Origin of the sequence: Pseudomonas sp. NFACC32-1 (assembly GCF_900101215.1) — a bacterium.
GTDB lineage: Bacteria > Pseudomonadota > Gammaproteobacteria > Pseudomonadales > Pseudomonadaceae > Aquipseudomonas.
In genome coordinates, this window is sequence record NZ_FMUL01000012.1 from 30,643 (window position 1) to 49,579 (window position 18,937).

Here is an 18,937-nt window from a genome sequence, read left to right on the forward strand (position 1 = left end):
TCTCGAGGAGACCGCCCTCCTCAAGCCAAAAGCAGGCGCTGCAACTCGAAACAATCGCGCGCATGCCAGTCAGCCAACTCCGGCCAAGGATTGTCCGGCAGGTTCACCAGCACCGTCCGTGCGCCCGCAGCGCGGCCGCAGTCCAGGTCGAAGCGGTAATCGCCCACCATCACCATCGCCTCGGGCGCGACGCGCCAGGCCTCGGCCAGCTTCAACAGGCCACCGGGATGCGGCTTGGGCGGTGCCTCGTCACGCCCCAGCACGTCCTCCACGGCGAAACAGTCGGCCAGGCCGATGGCTTCGAGGGTCACATGGGCCAACTCCCGGGCATTGCGAGTCAGGATTCCCAGGCGATAGCCACGCCCGGCCAGTTCGCGCACCAGCTCGACCGCGCCGGGGGCGGGCCGCGAGCCCAGCGCCAGGTCTCGCTCGTGCTCCAGCAGCCAGGCATGCTTGGCCGCGGCTTCGTCCGCCGGCAACGCCGCCAGGTGCGTCAGGATGTCGTCCTCGGGAGGAATCGCCAGGGCCACGCGAATCGCCGCGAAATCATGCACCGCGACGGTCAGCGTGCCATCCATGTCGAATACCCAGTGGCGCACATCGGCCAGGCTCATGCCCAGTCCTTGCGATGACGGATCAGGCCTTCCTGGGTCACCGAGGCCACCAGCTGCCCGGCGCGGTTGAACACGCTGCCGCGGGAGAACCCGCGGGAATTACCGGCCCAGGGGCTATCCATGGCATAGAGCAGCCAGTCGTCGGCGCGCAGATCGGCATGGAACCAGAGAGCGTGATCGAGGCTGGCGACCTGCATATCCTTCTGCCACACCGACCGGCCATGGGGCAGCATCGAGGTGGTCAGCAAACCGAAATCCGAGGCATAGGCCAGCAGGTACTTGTGCAGGGCCGGCGAGTCCGCCAGGGCGCCATCGGCCCGGAACCACACGTATTTGATCGGATCGGCCGGTTGCGGGTTGTAGGGGTCTTTCTCGGTGACCGGGCGCACTTCGATCGGCTTGGGGCACAGCAGTTTTTCGCGCATGTGCTCGGGCAGCAGGTGCGCGCGCTGCTGGGTCAGTTCCAGTTCGGACGGCAGGTTTTCCGGCCCCACCACCTGGGGCATGGTGCTCTGGTGCTCGAAGCCCTGCTCGTCGTACTGGAACGAGGCGCTGCAGGTGAATATGGGATTGCCCTTCTGGATCGCCGTGACCCGACGGGTACTGAAACTGCCGCCGTCACGCACCCGGTCCACCTGGTAGACCACAGGCAACGCCGCGTCGCCGGGGCGCAGGAAATAGCCATGCATCGAATGCACATGGCGCGCTTCTTCCACGGTCTGGCTGGCGGCCGAAAGCGACTGGCCCAGCACCTGGCCGCCGAACAACTGACGGAACCCCAGGTCCTGGCTACGACCGCGAAACAGGTTTTCTTCGATCGGTTCCAGGGTCAGCAGGTCGACCAGATCTTCCAACACGTGGCTCATTCAGACTTTCCTCACACAGCACATACCGCGCAGTCTGTGCTGCGGCGGTGGATCGATTGTTGGCCCGGGCCACTCTGGCGGGCATTGTAAACGTCCGTGTCGGCTAACCGTGCAGGGTTTCCAGCCACTGCTCGCGATTGATGCGATAAAGCACATGGTGACGCAATGGATGACCGACCGCGAGTTTTGGATGCTCGAAATCATCGGCCGGGTCATGGTGCATGCCGATGGCCTGCATGACTTTCTGCGACGGCAGGTTATCCACGGCGGTGAATGCCACCACCTCCTCCAGCTGCAACTGGTCGAACCCACATCGCAGCGCCGTCCAGGCCGCCTCACTGGCATAGCCCAGGCCCCAATGCTCCCGGGCCAGGCGCCAGCCGATCTCGATGGCGGGCGTGAAATGGGCGTCGAACCCGACCACGCCCAGGCCGGTAAACCCGATGAAGGCGCCGGTGTCCTTGCGCTCCAGGGCCCACAAGCCAAAGCCGTGCTCGGCGAAATGGCCCCGCACCCGGCCGATCAGCGCGGCGCTTTCCAGCCGACTCAGGGGCGCCGGAAAATAGCGCATCACTTGCGGGTCGGCGGACATGGCGGCGAATTCCGGCAGGTCCTCGTCGCGCCATTGCCGCAACAACAGTCGCGGGCTTTCCAGTTCCAGTATCAGCTCCATCTTCACTCCCTTTCCATGCTCAGAGTCTACATCGCTGGTAGGATTCATTGCTCAATTGCCGCCGAAAACACCCATGTCACTGCCACTGATCTATCACGAAGACTACAGCCCCGAATTTCCGGCGGAACACCGTTTTCCCATGGACAAATTTCGCCTGTTGCGCGATCACCTGGTGGACAGCGGCCTGACCCGCGACGCGGACCTGTTGCGCCCGCCCCTGTGTCCGCCGCAGATCCTGGCCCTGGCCCATGACCGCGCCTATATCGAACGCTACATGGGGGGCGAGTTGTCTCGGGAAGACCAACGGCGGCTCGGCCTGCCCTGGAGCGAAGCCCTGGCCCGCCGCACGGTACGCGCCGTGGGCGGTTCGCTGCTGGCGGCCGAACAGGCTCTGGAACACGGACTGGCCTGTCATCTGGCCGGCGGCACCCACCACGCCCATTACGATCACCCGGCCGGCTTCTGCATTTTCAACGACCTGGCGGTCATCAGTCGTTATTTCCTGGCCAGCGGTCGCGTCTCGCGGGTGCTGATCTTCGACTGCGATGTGCACCAGGGTGACGGAACGGCTCGAATACTCCATGACACGCCGGACGCGGTAACAGTTTCCTTGCACTGCGAAAAGAATTTTCCGGCCCGCAAGGCCCACAGCGACTGGGACATCCCGCTGCCGATGGGAATGGGAGATGCCGCGTACCTGAGCGTGGTGGACGACGCCCTCAATTATCTGCTGCCGCTCTACCAGCCGGACCTGGTGCTCTACGACGCCGGCGTCGATGTGCACAAGGACGATGCCCTCGGCTACCTGAAGCTGACCGACGAAGGCCTCGCCGCCCGTGACGAAAGCGTGATGCGCCACTGCCTGGGACGCGACATCCCGGTGGTCGGCGTGATCGGTGGCGGCTACAGCAAGGACCGCAAGGCCCTCGCCCGACGCCATGGCATCCTGCACCACAGCGCACAAAAGGTCTGGGTGTCATCAGGCTGTCATTGAATGCTGGGCGCGTTACCCACAATGCCTGTGGAGCGGCCTGTGGATAACCTGAGTGAAATGATCTACAGGCTATGTCGCCTGTAGCTTGCGCACGCCTGGCTACTTTTTGATCACGCCTCCCGAGAACACCCAGTACAAGCCCGCTCCCACAAGGATCTGTGCTGATAGAATGCGCGGCTTATCCCCCAGCCTCACCAATCGCCATGACCCAAGCCCCCCAATCCGACACACCCAACATTGCCATCATCGGCGGTGGCCCCGCCGGCCTGATGGCGGCCGAGGTGTTGAGCCAGGCCGGCGTCCGGGTCGACCTGTACGACGGCATGCCCTCGGTGGGCAGGAAGTTCCTGCTAGCCGGTGTCGGCGGTATGAACATCACCCACTCGGAAGCTTTCCCGGCCTTTCTGTCCCGCTACGCCGAACGCGCGCCGAACCTTGCCCCCTTGCTGCGGGCCTTCGGGACCGATGAGCTGTGCAGGTGGATCCACGGCCTGGGCATCGACACCTTCGTCGGCAGCTCGGGCCGTGTGTTTCCCACCGACATGAAGGCTGCCCCCCTGTTGCGCGCCTGGCTCAAGCGCCTGCGCGATGCCGGGGTGATGATTCATACCCGCCATCGCTGGCTGGGCTGGAACCCCGACGGCAGCCTGCGCGTGACCGCCCCGGACGGCGAAAAGACCCTCTTGCCCGATGCGACACTGCTGGCGTTGGGCGGTGGCAGTTGGTCGCGCCTGGGCTCCGATGGCGCCTGGATGCTGCCCCTGGAACAGCGCGGTGTCACCCTTGAGCCACTGCAACCGAGCAATTGCGGATTCGACGTGCAGGCCTGGAGCGATCTGATGATCAGCAAATTCGCCGGCGCTCCGCTGAAAAACATCGCCATCGGTTTGAACGACGATCTACCGCGCCTCGGCGAATGCGTGATCACCGCCACCGGCATCGAAGGCAGCCTGATCTATGCCCTGTCGGCACCGATTCGCGAAGCGATCAACCAACACGGCAGCGCGACCCTTCATCTGGACCTGTTGCCGGGCCGACCTGTGGATAAGATCCAGCAGGCCCTGAGCAAACCTCGCGGTTCACGCTCGATGGCCAAGCACTTGCACAGTCAGTTGGGGATCGACGGGCTCAAGGCCGCGCTGTTGCGCGAACTTACGCCCGCCGAATGCTTCGCTGACCCGGCACGCCTGGCCCAGGCCATCAAGGCTCTGCCCGTCACCCTGGTAAAACCCCGTCCACTGGACGAGGCCATCAGCAGTGCCGGTGGCGTGGCATTCGAAGCCCTGGACGAACGCCTGATGCTCAAGCGGATACCCGGTGTGTTCTGCGCCGGGGAAATGCTCGACTGGGAAGCGCCGACCGGCGGCTACTTGCTGACGGCCTGTTTTGCCAGCGGCCGGGCAGCGGGGTTGGGGATATTGGAGTGGCTACAGCGCAAGAATTGATACCGCGACGCGCCCATCGCGAACAGGCTCGCTCCCACAGTTCGACGGCGTATGCGATCCCTGTGGGAGCGAGCCTGCTCGCGATAGCGATCTACCAGACAAAGCACATCAAGGCTTGCGCTTACGCGGCCCGGTATTGAACACCGGCACTTTTCGCACTGGCTTGATCGACGGCTCCACAGGCCCCGAGTCGCCGCTGTCGACCCACTTGCCCAGGTTGCGCTTGCCACCGCCGCCCGAGGCCTTCGGTTTCTTCGGCTTTTTCGGCTTCTTGATGACCTGGCCACTGGCATCGGTATCCGGCACCCGGTGCTCAGGCTCGAAATCCGGCTCCATCCGGCGCGACAAGGTCTGGCGTGTCAGCATCTCGATGGCCGACAACAGATTCACCTCATCGGCGCACACCAGGGAAATCGCTTCCCCGGTGGAGCCCGCCCGGCCGGTACGGCCGATACGGTGGATGTAGTCCTCGGCAACGATGGGCAGGTCGAAATTCACCACCAGCGGCAGGTCTTCGATATCCAGTCCACGGGCCGCCACGTCCGTGGCCACCAGGATCTGGATCTCGCCCAGCTTGAAACGGTCCAGCGCCCGTTGCCGGGTAGCCTGGGGCTTGTCGCCGTGGATGCCATCGGCGTTGACGCCCAGGCCCTGGAGTTTCTCCACCAACGCATCGACCCCGTTGCGGGTCTTGGCGAACACCAGCACCTGTTTCCACTTGTTCTTGCGCATCAGGTGCACGAACAGTTCCGGCTTGCGCTTCTTGTCCACCGTCACCACCCATTGCTTGACGGTATTGGCGGCCACGTTGCGCGGACTGACTTCGATGCTCAGCGGATCGTTGAGCATCTGCCCGGCCAGCAGGCGGATCGCATCGGAGAACGTGGCCGAGAACAGCAGCGTCTGGCGCTTTTTCGGCAATGCCTTGTAGATATTTGCCAGTTCCTCGGAAAACCCCAGGTCCAGCATGCGATCGGCCTCGTCCAGCACCAGGGTCTGCAACTGGTTGAACTTCAGCGCGTTCTGCCGGAACAGGTCGAGCAGGCGACCCGGCGTGGCGACCAGCAGGTCGACGCCCCGGCGCAGCTTCATCATCTGCGGGTTGATGCTCACGCCGCCGTACACCGCGTAGGTGCTCAGCGGCAGGTGCTGGGCGTACTGGCGAACGCTTTCGTGAACCTGCTCGGCCAGTTCACGGGTCGGCACCAGGATCAGTGCGCGCACGGAATTGGAGGCGACTTTCGGCCCCTCAGTGGTCAGCAACTGCAACAAGGGCACTGCGAACCCGGCAGTCTTGCCGGTGCCGGTCTGGGCCGCGGCCATCAGGTCGCGTCCGGCCAGCACGGCCGGCATGGCCTGGGCCTGCACCGGGGTCGGGGTCTGGTAACCGAGCGTCTCGAGGGCGCGCAGCAAGGGTTCGATCAGGCCAAGGGTGGCGAAAGTCATGGAAGTACCGTAGGAAAAATCAGCGCAAGGTGTGCAATGCGCGGCAGTTTACCTCAAATCAGGCTGCGGGCTTGGGCTTGCGCCACTGGGGAAGCCCAATCAACACCACGGCACTGATGATCACCAGCATCGCCACGGTCTCTTCGATGCCGATGCTTTCACCGGCAAACACGATTCCCAGCAGCACCGCCACCGCCGGGTTGACGTAGGCATAACTGGTGGCCGCCGCCGGACGCACGTGCTTGAGCAGATACATGTAGGCATTGAAGGCGATGATCGAGCCGAAACAGGTCAGGTACGCCAGGGCGAACCAGCCTTCCAGGGGAGGCATGCGGTCCAGGTGTTCGCCACTGGCGACACTGCCGATCAACAGCACCACGCCGCCCACCAGCATCTCCACGGCACTGGCCATTGCCCCCGCCGGCAGTGGCAAGTGCTTGCTCAGCACCGAGCCGAAAGCCCAGGATGCTGCCGCGAATACCAGTAACGTCGCGCCCAGGGGACTCGATTGCAGGTTGGACCCCAGGTTGAGCATCGCGATGCCGATCAGCCCCAGCACAATCCCCGCCCACTCCAGACGCGTATTACGAGCGCCCCAGAAATAGCCGCAGAGCAAGGTAAACAGCGGCACCGTCGCCACGGCCAACGCCGCTACACCAGAGGCCACGCCGGTATGTTCCGCGACGCTCACCGCGCCGTTGCCGAAGCTCAGCAACAGCACACCGATGATGGCCCCCGCCTTCCATTGCGCCCAGGTCGGCGCCGGCGCACCGCGCCAACGCAAGAAGCCGTACATCATTGACCCGGCAAGCACGAAGCGAATCCCGGCCAGCAGCAATGGCGGCCAGTGCTCGACGCCGATGCGAATCACCAGGTAGGTAGAACCCCAGATGACGTACAAGGCGAAGAAGGCTGCGATCAACGGCAGGGAAAAACGGCGTGTGCCAGGCATGGAGAGCTCGAAGTCAGGACAATGAGAGCCGCTATTCTAAAAAGGCGATGGACGGAAAATAAGCTACAAAACCTGTTTATCCAGGCCATACACTTTTCAAAGCAAGGAGATCGGCGCTATAAACCAGGCTTTCGAAAGCCACCCGAACTGGAAGCCGAACCGTGGATAAATACGACCGCATGCTCCTTGGCGCCTTGTTGGAAAACGGTCGTGCGTCCTACGCCGAACTGGCCCGCAAAGTGAACCTGTCAGCCCCGGCCGTGGCCGAACGGGTCAGCAAACTGGAGGCCAGCGGCGTGATCACCGGCTACCAGGCCAAGGTGGACATGGCCAAGATCGGCCTGCCGGTGCAATGCGTCATCGAACTGCGCATGAACCAGCACGGCAAGCAATCGACCTACGACGAGCTGTGCAAGATCCCACAACTGACCGAATGCCACCGGGTGACCGGCGATCCATGCGTCATCATGCAAGCGGCGGTCGGCTCCATGCCGGAACTGGAAGAGCTGATCAACCGTATCGCCAAGTTCGGCTTCAGCAAGACTTCGATCGTGCTGTCCAGTGCCATTGAAAAGCGCGTGCCGTTGGGGCACCTGGAAGGCAATGGGAAATGACACTGATCAACTGTGGAGCGAGCTTGCTCGCGATGGCGGAGTGTCAGTTACAGAGAAGCTGACTGATCCGACGCTATCGCGAGCAAGCTCGCTCCCATAGTTGTCCGGCGGTGTGCCTAAAAGCCGCGATGGCGCTTGAGATGCTCGTTGATCTTCGCCGCCGGCACTTTCTGCAAGCTGCACAGCAAATCATGGGACAACTCCCGCAACCCATGCTTTTGTCGCAACTCCGAGGCCAGGTGCGCGGTGAGGTTGGCGGCCATTTCGGCGTCGGCCATGGCCCGGTGGGCCTGGCCGGTATGGGGCAGGCCGGCGAAAGCGTTGAGCGTACCCAGCTTGTGGTTCGGCGCCGTCGGCATCAGGCGCCGGGCCAGCAACAGCGAACAGGCGAAGTTCTGCAGGCGGGTGCGTTTGATCCGCCCCAATTCGAAATCCCAGAATTTCTGGTCGAACGCGGCGTTATGGGCCAGCAGCGGCGTGATGCCGACGAACTCGTTGACCTCGTTCATCACCCGCTCGGCCGGCGGCGCGCTGCGCAGCATGGCATTGCTGATGCCGGTCAGTTGTTCGATGAACGCGGGCACCCGCACACCGGCATTCATCAGGCTCTGGTAGCGGTCGACGATGCGGCCCTGTTCGAGAATCACCACGGCGATCTCGGTGGCCCGGCAACTGCTGCTGGGGGTGATACCGGTGGTTTCAAAGTCGATGACTGCGATGCGTTCCAAACCCGTGTGAACTCCGTAACGATCAATTCTTGAGCAGCAACGCGCCTTCGATGGGCACGTAGCGACTGGCGGCGCGGATCAACGAGTTGGCCGTCAACCCCGGTACGCCATAGGCCACGGCCTGGACGCCGTGCTTGCGGATGATGCGTTCGAGCAGCATGTCGAAATCGCCGTCACCGGAAGCCAGCACCACTTCGTCGACGTGGTCGGCGGCGTCCATGATGTCGAGCGTGATGCCCACGTCCCAGTCGCCCTTGGCCGAACCATCGCTGCGCTGGATGTAGGGCTTGAGTTTCACGGTGAACCCCAGGTTGCGCAGGATCTGCTGGAATTGCTGCTGCTTGCTGTCACCGCGGTCGATGGCATAGGCATAGGCCTCGACGATCTGACCTTGCCTGCTGACATCGGCCCACAAGGCCGCATAGTTGAAATGGCAGCCATAGGCCTGGCGGACGGTGTAATAGAGGTTCTGGACATCGGCGAACACAGCGATTTTTTTCACCGCGGATCCTCTTGAATGCACAAGCGCGCAGGCTCTGGGTCAGGCCACCAGGCCCGAAAGGCGCCCAGTATGCCAGCCCCGGGGATCGTTCCGCGAATAATCGGTCCGAGGTGCCTGGCACCCCGGACGAATGGCGGGCTCAGACGAAGGAATCGTCGTCGCCGAAGAAAGACGAATCGTCGCTGTAGTCCGCGTCGCTGAAACCGTCCTGGTCACTGCCCCAGCTCTGGTTGTCGGCGACGCGCTGCTCGTCGCCCCAGCCGCTGTCGCCGCCACCGGTGTCATTGACCGGCTGGGCCGGCTCTTGCTGGAGAATCTCGACGATTTCCTGAGGCTGCTGGCTGTTATGGAAAAGGCTGCTGATGCCCTGTGCCAACATCACGCCACCGGCCACGCCCGCCGCGGTTTTCAGGGCGCCGCCCAGGAAGCTGCTCGTCGCCGGGGCCTGCTGCTGCGGCGCGCCGTAGCCAGCCGCAGGCGTGCCGAAGCCCTGTTGGGCCGGGGCGCTATTGAAGGACGGGCGCGCAGGTTCGCGCCAGCCGCCGGAAGCCGGAGCGACCGGAGCGACCGGAGCCGGAGCCGGCCGGGAATCGCGGTTGCCGCCGAAAATGCTCGAGAGAAAGCCACCACCGCCGCTGGGCGCCGCGCCCTGGTTGCGGGCATTCTGCAGGTCGGCCTGCAATTGTTCCACCTGCTGGGCGAGCTGCCGATTCTGTTCGTCGAGGCGCTTGATCGCCGCCTCCTGCACCAGGATCGCCTGGGCCATGAAATAGCCCGCCGCCGGCTGGTTGACCATATGCTCCTTGATCCGCGCCTCGGCCTGGGCATCGCGCGGGGCTGAGTCCTTTTCGGCCTGTTGCAGCCGTGAAAACAGTCCATCGATCAGGGTTTGTTCTTCGCTGTTCATGGCGACCTCATCAGATTGCCGGGTAAAAAACCATGCCGGTCCCGCAGGACCGCTGCCAGCCAGTAATGGGGCTCGCCGGGAAGGTTTCAATGCTCTTTACCAGATGTTTACGTTTGCTTGTGCGCTGGCTTGATCGGTTAAAGTGTCAGACCGCTTTGTTGAACTGCGATACCGACCCATGAATCCGTTAGACGTGCTGCGCGACTCCCTGTATTTCTTCAAGCGCCATCTGGGCCGGATTGCCGGCTTGTGCCTGCCCCTGGTGATACTCGAAGCCGTGCTGCAGCAAGGCGTGGACAGCGCCGTCGGTCCCGACGGATTTCCTGGCTACAGCCTGATCGTCGGGCTGCTGGTATATCCGCTGTACACCGCTGCACTGATCCTGTTTCTCGATGCACGCAGCCGCGGCGAATCGCCCCGCGCCCGTGACCTCCTGGCCGCCGCCCTCACCCTGTGGCCACGCTTCGCCGTGCTGACAGCCCTCAACACGCTGCTGATCCTGCTGGGTATCTCGCTGTACCTGCTGCCGGGCCTGTGGCTGATGGTGACGCTGGCATTCAGCGAATACCTGCTGGTGCTCAGGGGCCTGGCGCCCCTGGCGGCGATGAAGCAAAGCCTGCGCATGAGCCGCGGTCGCTTCTGGCGGATCCTGTTGTTCATTCTTGGCGTGATGGGCCCGCTGTGGCTGCTCAAGGGGGCCAGCGTCTCGGTGTATCCGCCACCGCAGAACCCCTGGGTCACCTTGCTGATCGACAGCGTCCATAGCTTCCTGCAGCTGTTCACCAGTGTGGTGCTGTTCCGGATGTTCATGCTGATCGAAGAAAAAACCGACAACTCGTGACAGGTGCCATGCAGGTATCGGGGTTGGGCCTGGGAAGCGCTCTCGGTTATGCTCGGGATCACTTTTGCGTACCGCCCAAAGCCGAGCCATGACCCGTTTACTGCGCTACACCCTGCTGGGCCTGCTGTCGATCCTCTGCCTGGCCGCCCTGTCGATCTACAGCCTGACCTGGCGTCCGCAGGACCGGGAAACCCTGCCGGTCAGCTGCACTGCCAATGCGGCGCCGCTGATGCCCGGCCAGGCCTTGAAGGTGATGACCTGGAACGTCCAGTTCCTGGCGGGCAAACGCTATGTGTTCTGGAACGACCTGGCCCGGGGCGACGATGAAAGCCCGACCCTGGAAGACATGGCCTTCAGCCTCGATGAAGTGGCACGTGTCATCCGCGACGAGCAGCCGGACATTGTCCTGCTCCAGGAGCTGGACAACGGCGCCAAGGCCAGCGACTACCAGAACCAGTTCAAGTTGCTGCAAGAGCGGCTCGCCGATCTCTATCCATGCAGCACCAGCGCCTTCGACTGGAAAGCCGACTTCATCCCCAACCCGCGGATCTTCGGCAGCGTCGGCCGGCAACTGGCGACGCTCAGTCGCTACCGCATCGACCACGCCGAACGGGTGCAACTGCCCGTTGCCAACGCCAATGTCGTCAGCCGCCAGTTCCAACCCAAAAATGCCTTGCTCATGAGCTACCTGCCACTCAACGGTGGCGGTCAGTTGGCAGTGCTCAACACCCATCTGGAACGGGCTGACGAGTCGGATGAAACCCTGCCCAAGCAGGTCGCGGCCGTGGCCAGGGCCCTGGACAGGCTCGAATCGGCAGGCACGCCCTGGATGATCGGCGGCGACTTCAACCTCCTGCCCCTGGGCCAGTACCTGCGCCTGCCGGTCGAACAACGCACGCCCTATTCCGCAGACAGCCCGCTGCATCTGCTATGGGACAAATACCCGATGATTCCCACCAACAACGAGGCCAGCGGCATCGACCGCAAGCACTGGCTGACCCACTATCCGAACGACCCCGGCCTCAACGGCCCCGACCGCACCGTCGACTACCTGTTCTACAGCCCGCAGATCAAGCGGGTCGCAGCCAGGGTGCGGCAGGACGATACCTTGCGCATTTCCGACCATCTGCCGGTGATTGCACGGTTCCTGCTGCCGGCATCGCCTTGACCCAGGCCGCATCGCCGCCACAACTGGACCTGCGCCGGGGTCAGCTCACTTGCGCGGCTTGACCCGTGCCGTCGCTTCGGCCACCAACGGATCATCCGGCCAGTAATGCTTGGGGTAGCGCCCCTTCAAGTCCTTCTTCACTTCGACATAGGTGCTGCGCCAGAAGTTGGCCAGGTCCTGGGTCACCTGCACCGGCCGGCGTGCCGGCGACAGCAGGTGCAGCTTGACCACCTGGCGTCCGCCGGCAATGCGCGGGGTATCGGCCAGGCCGAAGAGCTCCTGCAAGCGCACCGCCAGGATGGGCGGATGCTCACTGTAGTCCAGGCGAATCGACGAGCCCGAGGGCACACTCAAGTGATGGGGAGCCTGCTCGTCCAGGCGCTGCGGCAATGGCCAGGGCAGCAGGTTGTGAACGATGCTGGACAAATCCAGGTTGGCGAAATGACTGAGGCGCGAGACTCGCCCCAGATAGGGCATCAACCAGTGTTCGAGGCTGTCCAGCAACGCCCGGTCGCTGACATCGGGCCATTCGCTTTCGCCCTTGGCGTCCAGGTCGAGCCGACGCAGCAGCGCAACCCGCGCCTGCCATTGTCGCAGCTCCGGGGTCCAGGGCAGCAGCTCCAGGCCCTTGCGCCGAACCAGGTTCACCAGCGCCTGGCTGCGCGCCGATTCGTCCAGGCCGGTCAGCGGTTCGCGGCTGAGGACCAGCTCACCGACCTTGCGCTGGCGCTCGGCCCGCAACACGCCTTCGCGTTCATCCCAGTCCAGTTGATCCACCGTGCGAACCTGCTCGGCCAGCACCGAATCGAACAGCGTCGGGTCGAAATCCGTCGCCAGATAGATGCGCTCCTCCCGCTGGCCCTGGCGGCTGCCGAGGTCGGCGATCACCAGCCACGGTTGCTTCATCAGGCTGTCAGCCTCGGCAAACAGCGCGGCACGGCCGTTGGCCAGGCGATATTCCGCACCACCGGGCCGCCGCTGCTGGGCGACGCGATCCGGATAGGCCAACGCCAGCAGCGCACCGAGCCAGCGCGGATGATCGGGGTCGGCTACGGCCTCTTCGGCCTTGCCCCGCAGATAGCCGCGATATTGCCGGGCCAGTTGCCGCGCCCGTTGCACCCCGCCCTGGGCGCCGCGTGCCGCACGCTCTTCGCCGGACAACAGGGCCAGGCGACTGTGCAGGTCGGCGCCGGCGCCCCGGAGAATGTCTCGCTCACCCAACAGCGCCGCGACGTTGCACGCCATCTCCGCCAGCCCCAAGGCCTGGCCGCGCAGCAGCAGATGGGCAATGCGCGGATGGGCCGGCAACTCGGCCATGGCCTGGCCATGGCGCGTCAGTTGCTCGCCTTCCAGGGCGCCCAGGCGTTGCAGCAGGTCCTGGGCCTGGGCGTATGCGGCGGCAGGCGGGACGTCGAGCCAGACCAGCTGTTGCGGCGCCACGCCCCAGCGTCCCAATTGCAAGGCCAGCCCGGCCAGATCCGCCGAAAGAATCTCGGCGCTGCCGTAGGCCGCCAGTTGTTCGTGCTGGTCCTCGGACCACAAGCGGTAGCACACCCCCGGCTCCAGCCGCCCGGCGCGACCGGCCCGCTGGGTGGCGCTGGCCCGGGAGATACGCTGGGTGTCGAGGCGGGTCATGCCGCTGCCCGGGTCGAAACGTGGCACTCGGGCCAGTCCGGCATCGATCACCACCCGCACGCCGTCGATGGTCAGGCTGGTTTCCGCGATATTGGTGGCCAGCACCACTTTGCGTCGGCCCGCTGGCGCGGGGTCGATGGCGGCGCGCTGGGCCGCCAGGTCCAATTCGCCATGCAGCGGGCACAGCAGCACATCGCCGCTCTCGCCCAAGGCATCGGCCAATTGCTGATGGACGCGGCGGATCTCCGCTTGCCCAGGCAAAAACACCAGCACGCTGCCCGTTTCATCGTGCAGGGCTTGCAGCACTGTCTGCACCAGCCGCGGCTCGATGAATTCGCCGGGCTGGAACGGACGGCCCCAACGCACCGTCACGGGAAACATCCGCCCCTGGCTGCGCAGGATCGGCGCGCTATCCAGCAGCCCGGCCAGGCGCTCGCCTTCGAGGGTGGCGGACATCAGCAGGATCTTCAGCGGCTGCTCTTCGCGAAACAGCTCCCGGCCGTTGAGGCTCAAGGCCAGGGCCAGGTCGGCATCGAGGCTGCGTTCATGAAACTCATCGAAAATCAGCAAGCCCACGCCTTCCAGCGCCGGATCGTCCTGCAGGCGGCGGGTGAGGATGCCTTCGGTGACCACTTCGATACGGGTTTTCGGGCCTACCTTGCTGTCCAGGCGAATCCGGTAGCCCACCGTTTCACCGACCTTTTCCCCCAGTTCGCTGGCCAGCCGCTCGGCCGCCGCCCGGGCCGCCAGGCGCCGGGGTTCGAGCATCAGGATGGTCTGTCCGGCCAGCCAGGGCTCGTTCAGCAAGGCCAGGGGAACGCGGGTGGTTTTACCGGCACCGGGCGGTGCTTCGAGCACGGCTTCGTGGCGCGATGCCAAGGCTTGGCGCAGGGCGGGTAAAACTTCATCAATCGGCAAAGAAATCATGCGGGTGGCCTGTACGGTTAATTCAAGTGCTCAACTTCGAGTGCCAAGGCTTGTCAGGCAAGGCGCATGACGACTCGTAGCCCGCTACGGCGAGGATTGGCAACGCAGCCTGGCAAGTTCTGGCGCCGAAGTTGAGTGCACAAATTAGCCACACAGGCCACTAGCTCCAGAACGGAGGGCCGAGTATAACGGCGAACTGTTTCGCGTGGTCTGGACTCCAACCAGCAACGCCTTTACCTGCTCGGGAGATTGTTATGCGTATGCCATTTCGCGTGATCGGCGGCGTCCTGGTCGCCACCCTGCTGACCCAGCTCAGTGCCTGCGGCTCGATCTTCTATCCCGATCGCCGTGGACAGATCGATGGCAAGATCGACCCGGCCATCGCCGCCCTCGATGCCGTCGGCCTGCTGTTCTACATTATTCCCGGCCTGATCGCGTTCGCCGTGGACTTTGCCACCGGCGCCATCTACTTCGAACCGGGCAAGAGCGCCCAGATCGCCCCGGAGAAACTCAAGCCGGCCATCAACGCCGACGGCAGTGTCGACAACCATAAGCTGCAAGCGATCCTGGAAAGCGAACTGGGCCGCAGCTTCCCGCTGGACGATCCACGGCTGATCCAGCACAAGGGCAGCGCCCAGCAACTGGCTGCCTTCGGCCTCAAGCCTGCCGCATGAAGGGCGCCGCCGAAGGAACGAGCGCGTCATGACTACCAGCACCGAGCATGCCCGTTTGCTGCGCCTGGCCACCCGCGCCTCGGTGGCCGTGGCGTTGATCCTGATCGTCGCCAAGGCCCTGGCCTGGTGGTTGAGCGGGTCGGTGAGCATGCTCGCCGGCCTGACCGACTCGGCGCTGGACGGTGTCACCTCACTGCTCAACCTGTTGGCGGTGCATTACGCCCTGCGCCCCGCCGACGACGACCACCGCTACGGGCACGGCAAGGCCGAGTCCCTGGCCGGCATGGCCCAGGCGCTGTTCATCGGGGGCAGTGCCGTGCTCATCGCGCTGCAGGCGTTCGAACGCATGAAAGCGCCGGTCCCGGTGGATGCGCCCTGGCTGAGTGTCGGTGTGATCGTGTTTTCGTTGGTGCTGACCCTGGCGCTGCTGGCGTTGCAGCATCGAGTCATCCGTGCCACTGGCTCCAACGCGGTGCGTGCCGACTCGCTGCATTACCGCTCCGACCTGTTGCTCAATGGCAGCATCCTGGTAGCACTGGTGCTGGCCGGGCTCGGCTGGTTCCAGGTCGATGCGTGGTTCGGCCTGGGCATCGCCGCGTACATTCTGTGGAGCGCCGTGCAGATCGCCCGGGAAAGCTTCGCGGTGCTGATGGACGAGGAACTGCCGCCCGATGTCAGCCAGCATATGCTGGAACTGGCTTGCGCCGTGCCGGGCGTGCTCGGTGCCCATGACCTGCGTACGCGAATCTCCGGCAACCACTGGTTCGTGCAGTTGCACCTGGAGTTACCAGGGGACCTGACCCTGTCCGTGGCTCATGGCCTCAGCGACCAGGCCGCCGACGCCATCCACCAGGCCTATCCGAAGGCAGAAGTGTTGGTCCATGCCGATCCGTCGGAAGTGGTGAAGCACACCAGCGCTTGATGCCGGACACAGAAGCAGGTGTCGACGCTGATTCGGTTGTGGGTATCAGTAGGTCACCTGATACCCACGGCTGCTCAAGCAACCACCCTGGGCCTGGCGATAGGTCTGTACCACTTCCGGTGCCGGCGGGTAGGTGTAGTTGCGCGGGTCGAAGCCGCTCTGCTGCACTGCCCAGCGATAGCACTCGTAGCCATCCTGGTTGACCTGTTCGGGGGACTGGCCGTTGGCCGGATAAGCCAACACGTCGAAACCGTTGCCTTGGGGCTGCGGCTGCGGGTTGGCCACCGGCGCGTCGACCACCACATAATCCCGGGTGTTGGCTTCATAGATGTAATAGGCCCCGGCAGCGAGGAAAAACAGCGAACTGCCGATCCACACTTCCCGGGCGTAATCGGGCAGATAACGGGTACGAATGCCTCGTGGCGGCTGCACCACGACGTAGCGCGGCCCCTGGGGTCGATACCAGTAGCCACCCGAATAGAAATAATCCTCGCCGCGATAGGGCACGCGATAGTGACGGTCCGGAAAACGGTCGATCACATACCCGGGACGATACTGCGGCCCTGGGCCCCAGCCGTTGCCATGCCCGTCCGGTCTACCGGCCCAGTGCGGATCGGGACGGCTGTCATGGCCAGGTCGCGACCCATTGGCCGGGTAACCCTCGCTGCGGCGCGGAATATCGCGGTAGTAACCCGGCTGCGGCTCCCGGGTCTGGGTCACGCTGTCGGGACGGCCCTGGATCGGCAGGTTGTTGCCGGGTTGCTGCTGCGGCGGGCGACCGTAGGCGTTGGGATCGTAAGGTGGACGAACGTCCTGCTGCCCACTGGGGTACTGCGGCTGGACCTCGAACTGCCGACTGTTATCGCCACGAATGATCTCGTTGCCTTGGGGCCGGGGCTGGCCTGGGTAACCCTGCGGGCCGCCACGATTCTGCTGATCGTCGGCCATTCCCTGCGCACTGACACTTGCCCACAACAGACCAACACCTGCCAAACGCCAGATGCGCGACTTCATGAAATTCCTCACACGGGTTCAGGGCCTGAACATGAGACTGGAAAAGCCCAGGCCGGTTCTGCACAGATTATCAGCCCCGGGGCTTATTTCGCAGGCATAAAAAAGGGAGGCCCGTCGGCCTCCCCTTGTGAATTTTGTCCGTGCTCGACGCTTTTGACGTCGGCTCACCTCACGCCGTCTTCTGGACAGTGTGCAGCTCGGGGGCCTGCCGGCACCGGTGGGTGCCGCGACCGCAGCCGGCCTGATTCGGCGGGCTGCACTGGACTGTTTGTCCGAGCAGTGATCTTGGTGATAAGGATAGGCTTCACGGGCCGACAGATGATTGCGAAGATTGCTGGTTTAAACATCACTTGCGCAATTTTTAACCCCAGAGAGATAATCTGCCGCAATTATCAAGATAAAGGCCCGACCGATGAGCAAACTCGACCGTTACGACCTGAGCATATTGGCGGAATTGCAGCGCGATGCGCGGATCTCCAACCAGGAACTGGCCGAGCGCATCGGTCTGTCGCCCTCCCCTTGCTCGCGACGAGTCAAGCAGCTGGAAGACGACGGTTATATTTCACGCCAGGTCGCCCTGCTCGATCGCAAGATGCTCGGCCTGAGCCTGACGGCCTATGTGCTGATCGGCATGGATCGCCACACGCCCGAGCGTTTCGAGAATTTCGAGGCGGCCATCCGCAACCTGCCGCAGGTCCTGGAATGCAGCCTGGTGACCGGCATGGACGCGGACTACCAGCTCAAGGTGGTGGTACCGGACATGGACCATTACCAAAAGCTGCTGCTGGGACACCTGACCCGGATCGACGGCGTGACCAGCGTGCGTTCGAGCTTCGTACTGAACCAGGTGCTCAACAGCACCGAGTTGCCGTTGACTCACCTGCGTAACTGAATATCCCCATGAAATCCTGAGCAAGCGATGGCGGTGGACCGGCCAAATCACTGACAGCGGTAATGCCGCCATCGCGAGCAAGCTCGCTCCCACAGGGGGGCCGGGCGCATGGATATTGCGCTTGTCATAAATCCAACGTGGGAGCGAGCTTGCTCGCGATCGCGTCAGCCCAGGCGATGAATAGCTGCGACACACCGCCGCAGGCCAATCCCCCGCGCTTGCACCATGCCGTATACTCGCCGCGCCTTTTCAACCCCGCCCACGCCGGAGTGTTTCGATGGATCCTGCCGTTTTCGAAGAGTGGATGATGACTGGCCTGGTCAGCATCCTGATCATTTTCATGGGTTTCATCGTCTGGGACCTGGCCAAGAAATCCAAGGCCGGACGCTTCGGCTCGTTCATCCTGTTCTTCGTGCTGGGCCTTGGCGTGGCAGCGTTCATCATCAAGAGCGTGGTGATCGGCCTGATCGAATCCGGGACGCTATAAGCGCGCCGGCACTTCCTTCCACTGGCCCTGGTCGAGCCCTTCGATCGTCCAGTCGCCGATCCTGACCCGCACCAGGCGCAACGTCGGCAAGCCCACCGCAGCGGTCATGCGCCGGACCTGGCGGTTGCGCCCCTCGCGAATCACCAATTCCAGCCAGCTCGTAGGCACGCTCTTGCGAAAGCGCACGGGTGGGTTGCGTGGCCACAGCTGCGGCTCATCCAACTGCCGCGCCTCGGCCGGCAAGGTCATGCCGTCGTTCAACTCCACGCCATCGCGCAGACGCTGCAACTGCCCGGCACTCGGCTCGCCTTCCACCTGCACCCAATAGGTCTTGGCCAGCTTATGCCTAGGGTCGGCAATGCGCGCCTGCAATTGCCCATCGTTGGTGAGCAGCAGCAACCCTTCACTGTCGCGATCCAGCCGCCCGGCCGGATAAATGCCCGGTATGTCGATGAAATCCTTGAGCGTCGCCCGCCCCTGGCCATCGCTGAACTGGGTCAGCACATCGAAGGGTTTGTTGAACAGGATCAGCTTCGGCTCCGCCGGCGGGGCCTTGGCCACGCGGCGCGGCGCGGTTGCCTGTGGCTTCGCGCCGGGACGACGGGAAGCGGGACGAGGAGAACGGGGCATAGTGGC

General features: G+C 63.9%; 20 protein-coding genes. 9 read left to right on the forward strand and 11 right to left on the reverse strand.

Annotation, left to right across the window (positions count from 1 at the left end; all coding sequences use genetic code 11):
• Positions 1–20 precede the first annotated feature (20 nt).
• The 3 genes from BLP99_RS18130 to BLP99_RS18140 all read right to left on the reverse strand — a co-directional run bounded on the left by BLP99_RS18130 (position 21) and on the right by BLP99_RS18140 (position 2,153).
• On the reverse strand, positions 21–614 hold the full coding sequence (locus tag BLP99_RS18130) for an HAD family hydrolase (RefSeq protein ID WP_072395948.1): 594 nt from the start codon (positions 612–614) through the stop codon (positions 21–23).
• Positions 611–1,480: an acyl-CoA thioesterase II gene (gene tesB, locus BLP99_RS18135; protein ID WP_072395946.1), complete on the reverse strand. Its 870-nt coding sequence runs from the start codon at positions 1,478–1,480 to the stop codon at positions 611–613. The genes BLP99_RS18130 and tesB overlap by 4 nt, the downstream gene beginning before the upstream one ends.
• 103 nt (positions 1,481–1,583) lie before the next feature.
• Positions 1,584–2,153, reverse strand: coding sequence for a GNAT family N-acetyltransferase (locus BLP99_RS18140; protein WP_072395944.1), 570 nt, complete (start codon positions 2,151–2,153; stop codon positions 1,584–1,586).
• Positions 2,154–2,226: 73 nt separating this feature from the next.
• On the opposite strand from BLP99_RS18140, the gene BLP99_RS18145 reads away from it, so the two are divergent.
• Positions 2,227–3,147 carry a histone deacetylase family protein gene (locus tag BLP99_RS18145; RefSeq protein ID WP_092181298.1) on the forward strand — a complete coding sequence of 307 codons (921 nt, stop codon included), beginning with the start codon at positions 2,227–2,229 and terminating at the stop codon, positions 3,145–3,147.
• Positions 3,148–3,350: 203 nt separating this feature from the next.
• The gene (locus BLP99_RS18150) at positions 3,351–4,592 is read left to right on the forward strand and encodes a TIGR03862 family flavoprotein (protein ID WP_092181302.1); all 1,242 of its coding nucleotides are present in this window, start codon (positions 3,351–3,353) and stop codon (positions 4,590–4,592) included.
• 108 nt (positions 4,593–4,700) lie between these two features.
• Here BLP99_RS18150 and BLP99_RS18155 read toward each other — a convergent pair whose 3' ends face one another.
• Together BLP99_RS18155 and yedA are read right to left on the reverse strand one after the other, a co-directional pair.
• Positions 4,701–6,038, reverse strand: coding sequence for an RNA helicase RhlE1 (locus BLP99_RS18155; RefSeq protein ID WP_092181305.1), 1,338 nt, complete (start codon positions 6,036–6,038; stop codon positions 4,701–4,703).
• Positions 6,039–6,096: 58 nt separating this feature from the next.
• On the reverse strand, positions 6,097–6,990 hold the full coding sequence (gene yedA / locus BLP99_RS18160; RefSeq protein ID WP_072395936.1) for a drug/metabolite exporter YedA: 894 nt from the start codon (positions 6,988–6,990) through the stop codon (positions 6,097–6,099).
• A 161-nt stretch (positions 6,991–7,151) separates the two neighbouring features.
• Here yedA and BLP99_RS18165 point away from each other — a divergent pair, with 161 nt between their 5' ends.
• The gene (locus BLP99_RS18165; RefSeq protein ID WP_072431388.1) at positions 7,152–7,604 is read left to right on the forward strand and encodes an Lrp/AsnC family transcriptional regulator; all 453 of its coding nucleotides are present in this window, start codon (positions 7,152–7,154) and stop codon (positions 7,602–7,604) included.
• A gap of 116 nt (positions 7,605–7,720) precedes the next feature.
• Here BLP99_RS18165 and BLP99_RS18170 read toward each other — a convergent pair whose 3' ends face one another.
• The 3 genes from BLP99_RS18170 to BLP99_RS18180 all read right to left on the reverse strand — a co-directional run bounded on the left by BLP99_RS18170 (position 7,721) and on the right by BLP99_RS18180 (position 9,741).
• Positions 7,721–8,332: a 3'-5' exonuclease gene (locus tag BLP99_RS18170; protein WP_072395925.1), complete on the reverse strand. Its 612-nt coding sequence runs from the start codon at positions 8,330–8,332 to the stop codon at positions 7,721–7,723.
• Positions 8,333–8,354: 22 nt separating this feature from the next.
• On the reverse strand, positions 8,355–8,834 hold the full coding sequence (locus BLP99_RS18175; RefSeq protein ID WP_072395923.1) for a LabA-like NYN domain-containing protein: 480 nt from the start codon (positions 8,832–8,834) through the stop codon (positions 8,355–8,357).
• A 139-nt stretch (positions 8,835–8,973) separates the two neighbouring features.
• Entirely contained in the window at positions 8,974–9,741 is a 768-nt protein-coding gene (locus BLP99_RS18180) for a DUF2076 domain-containing protein (protein WP_072395920.1), read from the reverse strand.
• Between the two features lie 178 nt (positions 9,742–9,919).
• On the opposite strand from BLP99_RS18180, the gene BLP99_RS18185 reads away from it, so the two are divergent.
• Together BLP99_RS18185 and BLP99_RS18190 are read left to right on the forward strand one after the other, a co-directional pair.
• On the forward strand, positions 9,920–10,582 hold the full coding sequence (locus tag BLP99_RS18185) for a YciC family protein (RefSeq protein WP_092181308.1): 663 nt from the start codon (positions 9,920–9,922) through the stop codon (positions 10,580–10,582).
• 88 nt (positions 10,583–10,670) lie between these two features.
• Positions 10,671–11,750: an endonuclease/exonuclease/phosphatase family protein gene (locus BLP99_RS18190; protein ID WP_072395916.1), complete on the forward strand. Its 1,080-nt coding sequence runs from the start codon at positions 10,671–10,673 to the stop codon at positions 11,748–11,750.
• 45 nt (positions 11,751–11,795) lie between these two features.
• Here the strand turns inward: BLP99_RS18190 and hrpB are convergent, their stop codons facing one another.
• Entirely contained in the window at positions 11,796–14,312 is a 2,517-nt protein-coding gene (hrpB, locus tag BLP99_RS18195) for an ATP-dependent helicase HrpB (protein WP_092181311.1), read from the reverse strand.
• A 254-nt stretch (positions 14,313–14,566) separates the two neighbouring features.
• Between hrpB and BLP99_RS18200 the strand changes: the two genes are divergently transcribed.
• Both BLP99_RS18200 and BLP99_RS18205 read left to right on the forward strand, forming a co-directional pair.
• Complete coding sequence (locus BLP99_RS18200) at positions 14,567–14,986, forward strand: hypothetical protein (RefSeq protein ID WP_053151726.1); 420 nt, start codon at positions 14,567–14,569, stop codon at positions 14,984–14,986.
• 28 nt (positions 14,987–15,014) lie between these two features.
• Positions 15,015–15,908: a cation diffusion facilitator family transporter gene (locus tag BLP99_RS18205; protein ID WP_072395912.1), complete on the forward strand. Its 894-nt coding sequence runs from the start codon at positions 15,015–15,017 to the stop codon at positions 15,906–15,908.
• A 45-nt stretch (positions 15,909–15,953) separates the two neighbouring features.
• On the opposite strand, the gene BLP99_RS18210 is transcribed toward BLP99_RS18205, so the two are convergent.
• The gene (locus BLP99_RS18210) at positions 15,954–16,922 is read right to left on the reverse strand and encodes a DUF6515 family protein (RefSeq protein WP_076406212.1); all 969 of its coding nucleotides are present in this window, start codon (positions 16,920–16,922) and stop codon (positions 15,954–15,956) included.
• Positions 16,923–17,334: 412 nt separating this feature from the next.
• Here BLP99_RS18210 and BLP99_RS18215 point away from each other — a divergent pair, with 412 nt between their 5' ends.
• A complete protein-coding gene (locus BLP99_RS18215) occupies positions 17,335–17,814 on the forward strand; it encodes an Lrp/AsnC family transcriptional regulator (protein ID WP_072395908.1) in 480 nt (159 codons plus the stop codon).
• A gap of 277 nt (positions 17,815–18,091) precedes the next feature.
• On the forward strand, positions 18,092–18,301 hold the full coding sequence (locus BLP99_RS18220; protein WP_039594082.1) for a DUF2788 domain-containing protein: 210 nt from the start codon (positions 18,092–18,094) through the stop codon (positions 18,299–18,301).
• Here the strand turns inward: BLP99_RS18220 and BLP99_RS18225 are convergent.
• Entirely contained in the window at positions 18,296–18,862 is a 567-nt protein-coding gene (locus BLP99_RS18225) for a pseudouridine synthase (protein ID WP_176776517.1), read from the reverse strand. The genes BLP99_RS18220 and BLP99_RS18225 overlap by 6 nt on opposite strands.
• Positions 18,863–18,937 lie beyond the last annotated feature (75 nt).

Excerpts from the sequence above, each read along its gene's own strand:
- BLP99_RS18130 (WP_072395948.1), bottom strand. The coding sequence starts at position 614 with ATGAGCCTGGCCGATGTGCGCCACTGGGTATTCGACATGGATGGCACG.
- tesB (WP_072395946.1), bottom strand. The coding sequence starts at position 1,480 with ATGAGCCACGTGTTGGAAGATCTGGTCGACCTGCTGACCCTGGAACCG.
- BLP99_RS18140 (WP_072395944.1), bottom strand. The coding sequence starts at position 2,153 with ATGGAGCTGATACTGGAACTGGAAAGCCCGCGACTGTTGTTGCGGCAA.
- BLP99_RS18145 (WP_092181298.1), top strand. The coding sequence starts at position 2,227 with ATGTCACTGCCACTGATCTATCACGAAGACTACAGCCCCGAATTTCCG.
- BLP99_RS18150 (WP_092181302.1), top strand. The coding sequence starts at position 3,351 with ATGACCCAAGCCCCCCAATCCGACACACCCAACATTGCCATCATCGGC.
- BLP99_RS18155 (WP_092181305.1), bottom strand. The coding sequence starts at position 6,038 with ATGACTTTCGCCACCCTTGGCCTGATCGAACCCTTGCTGCGCGCCCTC.
- yedA (WP_072395936.1), bottom strand. The coding sequence starts at position 6,990 with ATGCCTGGCACACGCCGTTTTTCCCTGCCGTTGATCGCAGCCTTCTTC.
- BLP99_RS18180 (WP_072395920.1), bottom strand. The coding sequence starts at position 9,741 with ATGAACAGCGAAGAACAAACCCTGATCGATGGACTGTTTTCACGGCTG.
- BLP99_RS18185 (WP_092181308.1), top strand. The coding sequence starts at position 9,920 with ATGAATCCGTTAGACGTGCTGCGCGACTCCCTGTATTTCTTCAAGCGC.
- BLP99_RS18190 (WP_072395916.1), top strand. The coding sequence starts at position 10,671 with ATGACCCGTTTACTGCGCTACACCCTGCTGGGCCTGCTGTCGATCCTC.
- hrpB (WP_092181311.1), bottom strand. The coding sequence starts at position 14,312 with ATGATTTCTTTGCCGATTGATGAAGTTTTACCCGCCCTGCGCCAAGCC.
- BLP99_RS18200 (WP_053151726.1), top strand. The coding sequence starts at position 14,567 with ATGCGTATGCCATTTCGCGTGATCGGCGGCGTCCTGGTCGCCACCCTG.
- BLP99_RS18205 (WP_072395912.1), top strand. The coding sequence starts at position 15,015 with ATGACTACCAGCACCGAGCATGCCCGTTTGCTGCGCCTGGCCACCCGC.
- BLP99_RS18210 (WP_076406212.1), bottom strand. The coding sequence starts at position 16,922 with ATGAAGTCGCGCATCTGGCGTTTGGCAGGTGTTGGTCTGTTGTGGGCA.
- BLP99_RS18215 (WP_072395908.1), top strand. The coding sequence starts at position 17,335 with ATGAGCAAACTCGACCGTTACGACCTGAGCATATTGGCGGAATTGCAG.
- BLP99_RS18220 (WP_039594082.1), top strand. The coding sequence starts at position 18,092 with ATGGATCCTGCCGTTTTCGAAGAGTGGATGATGACTGGCCTGGTCAGC.